11 protein-coding genes, 1 tRNA gene and 5 pseudogenes are annotated in these 11968 nt (G+C 53.2%); 7 read left to right on the top strand and 10 right to left on the bottom strand.

Features of this window, described 5'->3' with window-relative positions:
• Positions 1-211 precede the first annotated feature (211 nt).
• Together JCM15764_RS20335 and JCM15764_RS20330 are read right to left on the bottom strand one after the other, a co-directional pair.
• Positions 212-287: transfer RNA gene (locus tag JCM15764_RS20335), tRNA-Phe, on the bottom strand.
• 63 nt (positions 288-350) lie between these two features.
• A pseudogene (locus JCM15764_RS20330) lies at positions 351-913 on the bottom strand (elongation factor P).
• Positions 914-1002: 89 nt separating this feature from the next.
• Between JCM15764_RS20330 and JCM15764_RS20325 the strand changes: the two are divergent.
• A complete protein-coding gene (locus tag JCM15764_RS20325; protein ID WP_054698737.1) occupies positions 1003-1200 on the top strand; it encodes an RNA-binding S4 domain-containing protein in 198 nt (65 codons plus the stop codon).
• Here the strand turns inward: JCM15764_RS20325 and JCM15764_RS20320 are convergent.
• Positions 1166-1570, bottom strand: a complete 405-nt coding sequence (locus JCM15764_RS20320; protein ID WP_054698735.1) for a translation initiation factor Sui1 — start codon at positions 1568-1570, stop codon at positions 1166-1168. The two genes, JCM15764_RS20325 and JCM15764_RS20320, sit on opposite strands and share 35 nt — an antisense overlap.
• A gap of 343 nt (positions 1571-1913) precedes the next feature.
• On the opposite strand from JCM15764_RS20320, the gene JCM15764_RS20315 reads away from it, so the two are divergent.
• The 5 genes and pseudogenes from JCM15764_RS20315 to JCM15764_RS25500 all read left to right on the top strand — a co-directional run.
• Positions 1914-3197 carry a sensor histidine kinase gene (locus JCM15764_RS20315; protein ID WP_054698733.1) on the top strand — a complete coding sequence of 428 codons (1284 nt, stop codon included), beginning with the start codon at positions 1914-1916 and terminating at the stop codon, positions 3195-3197.
• On the top strand, positions 3179-3283 hold the full coding sequence (locus JCM15764_RS29000; protein WP_369412396.1) for a hypothetical protein: 105 nt from the start codon (positions 3179-3181) through the stop codon (positions 3281-3283). Before JCM15764_RS20315 ends, JCM15764_RS29000 begins: the two co-directional genes overlap by 19 nt.
• Positions 3284-3518: 235 nt before the next feature.
• Complete coding sequence (locus tag JCM15764_RS20310; protein ID WP_054698731.1) at positions 3519-4085, top strand: hypothetical protein; 567 nt, start codon at positions 3519-3521, stop codon at positions 4083-4085.
• Positions 4027-4986: a PAS domain-containing protein gene (locus JCM15764_RS20305; RefSeq protein ID WP_054698729.1), complete on the top strand. Its 960-nt coding sequence runs from the start codon at positions 4027-4029 to the stop codon at positions 4984-4986. The genes JCM15764_RS20310 and JCM15764_RS20305 overlap by 59 nt, the downstream gene beginning before the upstream one ends.
• Positions 4941-5645: pseudogene (locus tag JCM15764_RS25500) on the top strand (sensor histidine kinase); the annotation flags it as partial. The gene JCM15764_RS20305 and the pseudogene JCM15764_RS25500, both read left to right, overlap by 46 nt.
• Positions 5646-5697: 52 nt before the next feature.
• On the opposite strand, the gene JCM15764_RS20295 reads toward JCM15764_RS25500, so the two are convergent.
• Positions 5698-6837 (bottom strand): ribonuclease Z, encoded by a 1140-nt coding sequence (locus JCM15764_RS20295; protein ID WP_243689514.1) that lies wholly within the window; start codon positions 6835-6837, stop codon positions 5698-5700.
• A 74-nt stretch (positions 6838-6911) separates the two neighbouring features.
• On the opposite strand from JCM15764_RS20295, the gene JCM15764_RS20290 reads away from it, so the two are divergent.
• Positions 6912-7244: a cupin domain-containing protein gene (locus tag JCM15764_RS20290; RefSeq protein ID WP_054698725.1), complete on the top strand. Its 333-nt coding sequence runs from the start codon at positions 6912-6914 to the stop codon at positions 7242-7244.
• A 184-nt stretch (positions 7245-7428) separates the two neighbouring features.
• On the opposite strand, the pseudogene hemB reads toward JCM15764_RS20290, so the two are convergent.
• The 6 genes and pseudogenes from hemB to purT form a co-directional block, all read right to left on the bottom strand.
• Positions 7429-8440: pseudogene (gene hemB, locus JCM15764_RS20285) on the bottom strand (porphobilinogen synthase).
• A 102-nt stretch (positions 8441-8542) separates the two neighbouring features.
• Positions 8543-9558, bottom strand: a pseudogene (gene obgE, locus JCM15764_RS20280) (GTPase ObgE).
• 73 nt (positions 9559-9631) lie between these two features.
• The gene (gene rpmA / locus JCM15764_RS20275; protein ID WP_054698723.1) at positions 9632-9889 is read right to left on the bottom strand and encodes a 50S ribosomal protein L27; all 258 of its coding nucleotides are present in this window, start codon (positions 9887-9889) and stop codon (positions 9632-9634) included.
• A gap of 61 nt (positions 9890-9950) precedes the next feature.
• Positions 9951-10259, bottom strand: a complete 309-nt coding sequence (gene rplU, locus JCM15764_RS20270) for a 50S ribosomal protein L21 (RefSeq protein WP_012646333.1) — start codon at positions 10257-10259, stop codon at positions 9951-9953.
• A gap of 89 nt (positions 10260-10348) precedes the next feature.
• Positions 10349-10651, bottom strand: a complete 303-nt coding sequence (locus JCM15764_RS20265; RefSeq protein ID WP_054698721.1) for a Rieske (2Fe-2S) protein — start codon at positions 10649-10651, stop codon at positions 10349-10351.
• Between the two features lie 31 nt (positions 10652-10682).
• Positions 10683-11858, bottom strand: a pseudogene (gene purT, locus JCM15764_RS20260) (formate-dependent phosphoribosylglycinamide formyltransferase).
• Between the last annotated feature and the right edge of the window lie 110 nt (positions 11859-11968).

Raw genomic sequence — 11968 nt, 5'->3', positions numbered from 1 at the left:
CTTGTTTTTTTTAAGGTTGTACACTGTACCTGATAGTGCCAATAGATGACTCCCCGCTAAGACGAAAAGCTTCATCATTCAGACCAGTGCCTGTTGTGGCCATACCTGACACCAGCCATACTGCCCCGACTATTCTTAAATAAATAATTGCACCAGAAACAAAACAGGCACTTACGGTCGGTATCGTAAGTGCCTGTTTATTAATCATGTATGGTGCCCAGGGACGGAATCGAACCGCCGACACGAGGATTTTCAGTCCTCTGCTCTACCGACTGAGCTACCTGGGCAAAATGAACCCACTTTATAGCGGCAATTCCTCTCTTTGTCAATGATTTTTTCCCTGTAAGAACCTAAGCCCTGGAAATGAATCTGCCATCCCTTGTGTCGACTTTGATCTTTTCGCCGCTGTTGAGATAGGGTGGCACCTGGATTCTGAAGCCGGTCTCCAGGACGGCTTCCTTGGTCTGGGCGGTGGCGGTGGCGTTCTTCAGCACCGGCGCCGTATCCGTAACAGTGAGCTCTACGGTCATGGGCAGGTCCACGTTGACCATTCTCCCCTCGAAAAGCCCCAGCTGCACTTCTGTTCCCTCCAGCAGGAAATGAGCGATAGCTTCGAAAGCATCCGCCTCCAGCTCGAACTGCTCATAGGTCTCCAGGTCCATGAAGATCCCCCTGTCGCCGTCGGCATAGAGAAACTGCCCCTTGTGCCGCTCGAAATCTGCCTCGTCCACCTTATCGCCGGAGCGAAAGGTCTTTTCCAGCACCTGGGCGGTGATCAGGTTGCGGTATTTGGTTTTGACCATGGTGTTGGCGCCGCGGCAGAAGGGGATTGAAAGGTGACATCGACCAATATACAGGGGGCTCCATCCAGCTGGATGACAAGCCCCTTTTTGAAATCTGAAGTGGTGAACATGGCTATCTCCTTGAAAAATAATTCTTTCACCTTTAACAGAAAAAGGTGATAAATTCAACCCACGACAGATACCAAAATGGAGATAAGAAATGAAAATAGAGACGGAATACATCAAGCTTGACAGTTTTTTGAAGGCAGTCAACGCGGTCTGTTCAGGGGGCGAAGCAAAGATTATTATCGGTGAAGGGGAGGTTGAGGTAAACGGCGAGGTTGAGCTGAGGCGGGGCCGGAAGCTGAGACCGGGAGACCGGGTCAGCCTGGGTGAAGAAACCTTTCACGTTGAATGAACGAATCAGCCCCCGCCCGCTTGACCTTGAATCCCTTCTTTTCCAGTTCAGCCACCAGCAGGTCGCGGTGGTCCCCCTGAATTTCTATGTTGCCGTCCTTGAGGGTACCGCCGGTGCCGCAGCGGCGTTTTAATTCACCGGCAATGGCTTTTAGCGCGTTGTCATCACCCGGCAGTCCGGTGATAACCGTTACCGTTTTGCCCCCACGCCCCTTGCTTTCGCGCTGCACCCTGACAATGCCGTCCCCACTGGCTCTTTCAGGCTTTTTTTTGCAACTGCAGGCGGCGCCTGGACGGCCGCAAACGGGACAGATACGGCCATGCTCGGAAGAGTAGACTAATCGTGAGTTTTTCGGCTCGTCGTTTTTCATCCTCACTTTTTAGCAAAAAACCCCGTTTCCCGCAACAACATCTCCCATACGGCATCAAGAGAAGGACATCTTTCCGAGGCAGCAGTTGCGGGGAGCCTTGTTGTGCACTTCCCTCCCCGGTATTTTTGTATTGACACCTGCCATTACACGAGTTTATTTTAATAAAATTAAATTGCTTTTAAATCTTCCTGGAGTACGAATGTGCTCTTCCATCTATCGGAACACTCGGTAAAACCGCTCTTTTTTCAGCTGAAAAGCTTATTAGAGCGGTTTTTTTCATCATAAGCGACCAGTTGGCAGTTCCATTGCAGAGCTGCAGTGAAGCAGCGCCTTGAGGGCACCCATGGATTGGACTATTCACAATAAAATGGCTCTCTTCTTTTCCGCCATTGTCATGATTCTGCTCATAATCAGCCTGACATCGTACCGTAACGCTTTCAGGCTCTTTGATGCAAACAAAGACGTCATACGTTCCTATGAGGTGCAGAAAGAACTGGAAACGATCCTTTCAGTGATGAAGGACGCCGAAACAGGACAGCGCGGCTACATAATAACAGGGGATGAAAACTACCTGGAACCGTACAGGTCGGCCCAGGCTTCGATCGCCACTAGCCTTGCACTGCTGGAGAGTCTGGTCGGAAACAGGCCGTCTCAGCTGGACAACTTCAATCAGCTGAAGCCTCTCATCGCCGTCAAGTTCAACGAACTGAACAAGACAATTATGCTGCGCAAAGCGACTGGGTTTGCCACGGCGCAACAAATGATCCTTCTGGGAAGCGGTAAAGAAAGCATGGATAGTATCCGCAGGCTTACCGGCCAGATGAGAAAAGCTGAATCGGATTTGCTGCAAAAAAGGATCTCCAAGGCAAACACACAAAACAGCTTAACGATGATCACCATCATTGCCGGGACGCTCCTCTACCTGCTGCTCCTTGCTTCCGGTTTTTATGCCATCAACCGCTATGTCAACGATAGAAAGGATTTTGAGTCAAAAATCCGGCATCTGAACGATGACCTGGAAAAACGTGCCTGCATGCTGGAACAGGCCAATCGTGCAATGGAATCGTTCTGTCACTCCGTTTCACATGACCTTCGCGCGCCTTTGCGGCGTTTAAGCGGTTACAGCCACCTGCTGCTGGAACAATACAGCCCGACACTGGACGAGGAGGGGCAGAAGTACCTGACCCGCCTCTGCTCATGCAGCGAACGAATGGGTACCCTGATCGAGAACCTTCTTGACCTTTCCATGGTGTCACGCATCGAGATGAGGCGTGAACAGATCGACCTCAGCAATGTGGCCCGTGCCATCGCCCGAAACCTTCAGGAGCAGGACCCGGCACGCAGTGCACGCTTCTTCATTGAGGACGACATAAATGCCTGGGGCGATTCACGATTGTTGAGGAAAGCCATCCTGAACCTGATGGATAATGCCTGGAAGTACACCATAAACCGCCAGGAGGCGATTATCCGTTTCGGCAGCAAGGAGCTCAATCAAATCAGAACTTACTTTATCAGCGATAACGGCATCGGTTTTGACACGGCCTGGCCGGGAAGCTATTTGAGGCCTTCCAACGTCTTCATGAAGAGGACGGTTTTGAGGGAACAGGAATCGGTCTTGCCGCGGTGAAGCAGATCGTGGAACGCCATGGTGGACATGTCTGGGGCGAGGGAGAAGTTAACGAGGGAGCAATCTTTTATTTCACTCTCGGCTAGGAGTCTGTCGGACTTAGGAATGAATCTGCTGCAAGAATAGCAGAACGGTCCATATTCCCGGAAATTTTCGACCAATAGGTCCACTATTCGTCTTCAAATTTCCGTAAATCTGTCCTCGACCTGCTATCCTCTCGCTACGATTCCCTAAGTCAGACAGACTCCTAGACCGCTGGGCCAGACGAACCTGCAAACCATTCAGTTTGGCCTGCCTTTGTTTTGATGGAGAATACCTGCTATGAATGAACTGCTGGAAATCCTGGCCCAATTCGGAGGAGGCAAGGGTGGCGAACCGGGCAACGTTACAGTGCGTTTCCTCCTGCCGACCTTTTTTTGGTCGGTCCTTGCGGGTGTAGCATTCAGGGAATGGCTCAGGACCAGGGAAAGCAAAGACTTATGGGTTGGAATAGCTTCGACCATGGGTATGGCCCGTGAGCTGCTGATGTTTGCGGCCGAGTATGGTGCCTGGCGGCAAATGGTGCCGTTCGACTTCATGTATAATTATTACCCCCCCCTGGAACATGCCGCCACCATGATTTCCGGGCTCCTTATCGGCTATGCGTTTCTCAACTACCAGCTGCACTGTCCTAATTTCTCTCGCCCCTTTCTCGCAGGCAGCCTGTTCACAACCATAGTGCTTTACTGGCTGACGGCTGCCCATTGGCCGGATTTCCTGGCCCATCACCCGGCATCTCATTTGGCAGATTCTGGGGGGATATGGCTTCCGCTCTGCAGCAGCCCTTCTTATGCTGCTCGTCCTTGGCGCTTTCATATCTGCTGCAGCACAGGGAAAAAACGTCTCTAAAGCCCTGCTGTGCGGGTTTGCATTCCTGTTTTTCGACGAGTTCCTGATGATTTTCAATATCATCAGCGATGAACGTCATGTGGATATCTATGCCCCGATCAGGCATAATCTGCACATCTGGTCCATACCCCTTTTTCTGGGGACCTATTGGGGCGATCTCAGCAGACGCATGGGAGCGGCGAAGCAGGTGGTAAAAAATGTCTTCAACCTAAGCCCGGGCATGCTTGGACTGATAAGTTTCGATGGCACCTTCATGCTCGCCAGCCCTGCATCCAGCCATGTTCTGGGCATTCCTCCCGACGAGCTCAAGGGAAGACGGCTGACCGACTTCGGTTTTGAGACCCGGCGCGACGGCAACCTGTCATTCATACCCGAAGATGGAGAAGTTTCCCCCATATGCTTCGAAAAGAAGTACACGCCGTCCCACGGTCCCGAACGCTGGCTGCAGTGGCACCTCCAACCTGACTCGGGTGAAAAGATCCTTTACGCCATGGTCGCTGATGTCACCGAGCAGAAGATGGTTGCGGAGGAGCTTCTGGATGAACGGAACAAACTTGAAGCAATCTTGTCGTGTCTGGGAGACGGTTTGAGCATCCAGGACACCGATCACAGGATTGCCTACCAGAACCACATTCACAAAAAGCTTTATGGCGATCACATCGGCGAGTACTGCTACCGTGTGTACGAGGGGCAGTCCCAGGTCTGCAGCAGTTGCCCGGTAGCAATGGCTATTCAAGACCTGCAGGTTCACAGTGCTGTCAGGACAGTTGAGCAGAATGGATTCAAGAAGCATGTGGAGATCACCGCTTCGCCTCTCAAAGATGGCAGTGGAGCCATTGTAGGGGCTATAGAGCAGTGCGTGACATATCTGCACGAAAGGAAGCCGAAGAAGAGATTTTAAGATTGAATGCGGAACTTGAACAGCGGGTGGCGGAGCGGACAGAGCGTCTGGCCGAAGCCTGCCGTGAGCTGGAGTCTTTCAGTTACTCCGTCTCCCATGATTTGAGGTCCCCGCTACGCACTATCTATGGATACAGCCAGCTGCTGCTGGAGGACTGCAGTGAACTTCTTGACGATCAAGGGCGGCAATACGTTGAGGTGATAGCGAATGGCGGACGGCGAATGGAACAGATCATCGATGCGATGTTGGGTTTTTCCAGGATCAGCCGAAGGGAGCTCCGGCATGAAGATGTTGACCTCAGCGAGCTTGCCATAGTGGTCACAGCCGAACTGCACATCACCTGCCCCGAACGAAATGTTTCTTTCATCATTGATAAGGGAATGGTGGTCAAGGGTGACCCGAGTTTATTAAGATCTGTAATGGAAAATCTCTTCGGTAACGCCTGGAAATATACTTCGAAAGAGCCGGCCACACGCATCGAGTTTTCCAGCCGGGTCGAAAATGGCAGTGCAGTTTTCCTTATCCGCGACAACGGGGCCGGGTTTAACATGGCCCATGCCGATAAATTATTCGCCCCGTTCCAGAGGCTGCATAGCGAACATGAGTTTCCGGGAAACGGTATTGGTCTTGCCACCGTCCAGCGCATCATCCAGCGGCACGGCGGGAGAATATGGGCGGAAAGCTCTCCCGGTGAAGGGGCTTGTTTCTATTTCACCCTCGGCTGTTGCAAGGGAGCCGTTCCGGGCGAGGAATCTCCCCGGTTATCAGCGGGCGAGGCGTCACTCGATCCACGACTTTCAGTACGGTCACCCCTGGAGGTGCCTCCAATTGCCGGTATACAAGCCGACTCCGCTCCAGATAGGACTTTGACAAGTGCATGGGGAGAATGAACTGCGGCTTTAAGCGGTCCATAAGGTGATTAATATCGGTAGTGCAGAGGTGGTGTGAGGCTCTGGCCTTATCCATATCCTCGGCAACAAAGGAACATTCGCAGACGAGAAGTGTCACCCCTTTCAGGAACCGCTCCATCTTTTCCAGATTCTCGTCCGTAAACCCCACATCGGTCACATAGCCTATGGAAGCGGCAATCTGTTTACGACGGATGGACTCATAAAGGCTTTTGAGGTCTGAAACTTCTTCAGACACGACATCTCCTTCCTTCAATTTGGTTACCGTAACCCGCCCATCATCAAGAATTGCGCCATGAAAGCATTTCTTCAACTGCCTGAGCCAATCTCCCTTTACCAGTCTGCTCTCTGCCAGACGCCCATCGTCGATGGCGAAGGACTCCCGCTCAGTAATGCGGAACATCAGCGACGGAATCTTATGGTCACACAAAAGTGCCTCCACCTTAAGCCACGCATTTTCATAGATGGTGCGGTTACAAAGGGCACGGCTCTCAGGCTGCTGGCGCCTGAAGCCGTCTGCGCCGGCAAAGACCGATGTCTGCAGATGTTCAGAGCTGACCTCATGGACGCGAAAGGTGCACCAGTAATGTTCGTACAGATTCCAGTCATAGCTCTGCAGCTTGCACTCCATCCTGCCGGCGATGCCCGGGGGGCCGAAGATGTCGAAAATTCTGGGGGAGACATGGTTGTGGCGGATAAAGGTATCCATGCCCATGAAATGGTCCATGTGGGCATGGCTGATAAAAATGGCGTTGATGGATCTCAGCACGCGCTTTGCCAAATGGTGGAGTTGGCCGCAGTCGAAGAGGAGAGCCCGCCCCAATGGACGGACATTGACCAAAAGCAGAGGGTCGTCCAGAAGGCCGGCAAAAAATGTGGGTTCCACATAACGAAATGGCAGACGGTGGTTCATGATGCAAATATAACATATCTTGACCTGCATCAATTGAATTCGTCGCTCAGGGGCTAATCTTGTAGTCAACAAAGGATCAGTCATCGGTGGAGAGGAGAATTGAGATGAGCGAAAAAAAAGAAACGTTGGCCGGAAAAGCGCTGGCAATGAATGGGCTGGTTGCCTACCAGGAGGGGACGGTGGTAAGCCGCACCCTGATCGACAAGCCAGTGGGGACGATTACCATCTTCGCCTTCGACGAAGGGCAGGGGTTGAGCGAACATACCGCCCCATATGACGCATTCGTCCAGATCCTGGATGGTGAGGCGGAGATCACCATCGCCGGCGAACCGCACCATGTGACTGCCGGGCAGATGATCATCATGCCGGCCAACCAGCCCCATGCGCTGAAGGGGATAAAAAATTTCAAGATGCTGCTGGTGATGATCAGGGCATAGGGAAGGTGCAAGAAAAGCCTGCGAATAAAAAGATCGCAGGCTTTTCTTTTGGTTAGTTAGCTTGGTGGATTCGAGAAAGGCTCCATATGCAAAGCTTGCGAACCCGCAGGAATGAGGCGTAGCAGAGCTAGTCGCAGTGACTAAGGGCGAGCGTAACGCGGCAGATTGACTTTTGCCTGGTCCGTTAAGGGCAGCCGCAGCGGGAGGCGCGGGCAATCTCATACCCCTTGTGCAACAGCTTTGCCACCTCTTTGGCGTGATAGGTGAGGATCAGGTCCGCACCAGCGCGTTTGAAGGAGAGCATGGTTTCCATTGTTACCCGGTCCTCATCGATCCAGCCCATCTTGCCTGCTGCCTTGATCATGCTGTATTCGCCGGACACATTGTACACCGCAACCGGCAGGTTGAACTGGTTGCGCATCTCCCGGACTACATCCAGGTAGGGAAGGCCGGGCTTGACCATGATGATGTCGGCGCCCTCCTCCACATCCATCTGGGCCTCACGCACAGCCTCAAGACGATTGGCAGGGTCCATCTGGTAGGAGCGGCGGTCGCCGAACTGGGGGGTTGATTCGGCCGCCTCGCGGAACGGTCCGTAATAGCCCGAGGCGTATTTAACGGCATAGCTCATAACCGGAATATGTTTGTACCCGTTGTTGTCCAGTGCCTCGCGTATCGCCATCACCCGCCCATCCATCATGTCGGAGGGGGCAACCATGTCGGCGCCGGCCTGGGCATGGGAAAGTGCTTCCTGGGCCAGCAGTTCCAGGGTCTCGTCATTGTCCACATCACCATCCTTGATGATGCCGCAGTGGCCGTGGTCGGTGTACTCGCACATGCAGACGTCGGTGATCACCGCCAGTTTAGGCACCGCTTTTTTCAGGGCGCGGATCGTCTCCTGGATGATGCCATGCTCTGCATAGGCATCACTCCCCACGGCATCCTTGGTTTCCGGAATGCCGAAGAGTATCACTGCAGGCACCCCCAACTCATAGGCCTCCTGGGCCTCCTCGACGATGTTCTCGATGGATTGCTGATAAATGCCCGGCATGGAGGAAATTTCCTTCCTTATCCCTTGCCGAAGGCCGAAAACATTGGTAGATCAGGTCATTGGTGGAAAGAGAGGTCTCGCGGACCATATTGCGGAAGACTTCTTTGCTTCTGATGCGACGGGCACGGAACGTGGGATAGAACATGGCTGTTTCTCCTTTATCATGGAATGCCGCTGAATTTTCAGTTCAATCTCTTATAATACATCAACTATCGATGCTGCCCAAAACCATTTTGCAGCAAGCCTCTTACCACTCTTCCTCAGCTGCTCCCCACAACTGGCGGGCAATCTCGTCCAGCAACGCCGGGATTCCTTCACCGGTGGCGGCCGAAATGGGAAAAACCTTCAAGCCCCGCTCCTGGAAATATGGCAGCACCTTCGCCAGGTTTTCCCTTACCACCGGCAGATCGATTTTGTTGATGACAATGGTCTGTTTCTTCTCCGCCAGTTCGGCATTGAAAAGGGCCAATTCCTTGTTGATTGCCTCATACTCACGGAGCGGGTCGCGATCCGGCATCCAGGAGATATCCAGGATATGGAGCAGGTGGCCGGTCCGTTCCAGGTGCTTGAGAAAACGGTGACCAAGACCAGCCCCCTCGTGGGCGCCTTCAATAAGACCAGGAATGTCGGCCATGACGAACGATTTATAGTTTTTATAGGCCACCACTCCCAGATTGGGCTTAAGTGTGGTGAAATGGTATTCGGCAATCTTTGGGCGCGCTGCCGAGACCTTGGTGATCAGGGAAGATTTGCCGACACTGGGCATGCCAAGAAGTCCCACGTCAGCCATCAGCTTCAGTTCCAGCCTTAGCCAGCGCTCCTCTCCTGGCTCACCCGGTTGGGCAAATCTGGGGGCTTTATGGGTAGCAGTGGCAAAGCGGGCGTTGCCCTGTCCGCCTCGTCCACCTTTTAGCAGTACCAGCTGCTGCCCTGGCTCCGTGAGATCGGCAAGCACTTCGTCAGTCTCCGCATCTTTAATGACTGTACCACTGGCAGCAGCAGCCTCAGATCTTTGCCATAGGCGCCATGTCGATCCTTGCCCATGCCATTTTTGCCACTGCCGGCCTTCTGGTGCGGGTGCTGGCGAAGATCAAGCAGGGTGGAGAGGTTTGGCGAGGCTTCCACTACCACATTGCCCCCCTTGCCACCATCACCACCGTCAGGCCCACCGAACTCGATGAACTTTTCATGGCGGAATGAGACACAACCAGGCCCACCATCCCCTGATTTCACATGTATTTTTACTTCATCAATGAAACTCATATTTTCCTCAGACAAACAACAAAAGCCCGGAACCGACGGTTCCAGGCTTTTGCAGATTTATATCAGCTTTTGCTCAGCTGGCGGGGTAAACAGAAACCTTTTTCCGGTCCCGTCCCATACGCTCGAACTTCACCACCCCTTCGATAAGGGCGAAGAGGGTGTAGTCCTTGCCCAGACCCACGTTGTTGCCAGGGTGGATCTTGGTGCCATGCTGACGATAGATGATGTTGCCGGCTTTGACATGCTCGCCGCCGAATTTTTTACAGCCAAGCCTTTGGCCGTCTGAATCGCGGCCGTTCCTGGAACTGCCGACGCCTTTCTTATGTGCCATTTTCTACTCCTCCTGGCGGCTCCACCCGTTTCCAAGCTGTGGTGACCGCTTTATCTATTTCCTAGGCGTTGATCTTTTCGATCTTCAGAATGGTTCTGAGTTGACGGTGCCCGTTAAGTTTCCTGGAATCTTTCCGGCGCTTGGATTTGAAGACGAGAATCTTCTTATCTTTGCCCTGCTCGACTATTTTGCCGACCACAGAGGCGCTGGGCACTAAAGGTGTTCCGATTGCAACCTTATCGCCGCCAACCATCAGGACTTCAGAGAGATTAACAGTATCACCTACTGCACCCTCAAGTTTTTCGACTTTCAGAAAGTCGCCTTCGGAAACTTTATATTGTTTCCCTCCGGTTCTCACTACTGCGTACATGTATTTCACCACCTTTATCGCGATTTTACAAAGAGCAACAAAAAATATCTAAAAAAGCCCCGTAAGTCAAGGACTTTTTTTCAATCAGGTCAATCCAACTCCACCATGATACTATCCCCATCTATCTTTGTCGGATAGACCAGCAGGGTGTATTCGGGAAATTCATTGCAGGCGCCGGTCTTGAGATTGAAGCGGTAGCCGTGGCGCTGGCAGGTAAGATGCTCCGCATCCTTGATCAGCGCACCTGACAATGGCGCCCCCTGGTGCGGACATTCCGTCTCGCAGGCATAGAAGTTCCCTTTGGCATTGACCAGCAGGATTTCCCGCCCTTCGACAGTCACCACCTTCTTCCCCCACAGGGGCACCTCTGAAACTTTGGCAGCAAATACCATAGGATTCCTCCTCCAGCGCCGTTTTTTCACCCTAGTTTTTGACGATCTTTACCGCATGGGCGGCCTCTTCTGCATGGTTGCGCGCCTGATCGGTATCTTCTCCAAGGGACAGAGCCACTCCCATGCGGCGCCCCGGACGGCATCCGGCTTACCAAAGAGGCGTATTTTCGTATCGGGTACCGACAGAGCCTCCATCAGTCCTTCAAAGCTGAGCTCTGTTGCAGACTCCTCGGCGAGTATGACATGGGAAGCCGCCGGCGCAAGATTGATTATCTCCGGCACCGGCAGGCCGAGAATGGCCCGCACATGCAGCTCGAACTCGGACATGTTCTGTGAGACCATGGTCACCATACCGGTATCGTGGGGACGGGGCGAAACCTCGCTGAACCAGACACGATCCCCCTTGATGAAGAGCTCGACACCGAAGATGCCGAAGCCTCCCAAGGCATCGGTCACCGCCTTTGCCTGCCGCTCCGCCTCTGCCAGCACTGGGGGGGTCATGGACATGGGCTGCCACGACTCATGGTAATCCCCCTTGATCTGCACATGGCCGATGGGAGGGCAAAAGCGGGTACCGTCATTGTAGCGGACTGTCAACAGAGTAATTTCGTAGTCGAATGGAATGAACTCCTCTATGATCACCTTGTCCGAGGCACCGCGTGCCCCTTCCATGGCATAGGTCCAAGCTCTTTCCAGATCGGCCGCATCCCGGACGACGCTTTGCCCCTTTCCAGAGGAGCTCATGATCGGCTTTACCACGCATGGCAGGCCGATTTTTTCCACACAGGCAGAGAATTCCTCCAGCGAAGTGGCAAACAGATACTGGGCAGTCGCAGTCGCAGCTCCTCGCTGCAAGCCGCCTGATCCCTTCCCGGTTCATGGTCAGATTGGTGGCCCGGGCTGTGGGAATGACGGTAAAACCTTCCTTTTCCAGCTCCAGCAGATAAGGGGTATTGATCGCCTCGATCTCGGGAACAATAAAGTCCGGGCGCTCCAAACGGATAACCCTGGCCAGCTCGTCCCGGTCTAGCATGTTGATCACGTGGCTGCGATGGGCCACCTGCATGGCCGGCGCATTGGCATAGCGGTCGACGGCTATTATTTCAACCCCCAGTCGCTGGGCCTCGATGACCACTTCCTTGCCCAGCTCCCCGGAACCGAGCATCATGATTTTTGTTGCAGATTTCTTTAAAGGTGTTCCGATCATCTTTTTATCCTTCTTAGGCTTTTCCTGAAGCGTCGATTTTTAGTCAAGATCAAGGCGCCCCGAAGGGTGACGCGGAGGCCATCCCTCTCTCTATCTCTCCCCCAGAGGGG

The sequence above is a fragment of the Geotalea toluenoxydans JCM 15764 genome (genome assembly GCF_001311985.1).
Classification (GTDB): domain Bacteria; phylum Desulfobacterota; class Desulfuromonadia; order Geobacterales; family Geobacteraceae; genus Geotalea; species Geotalea toluenoxydans.
The sequence above is the reverse complement of the archived record's forward strand: the minus strand, read 5'-3'. Positions and strand labels throughout refer to the sequence as shown.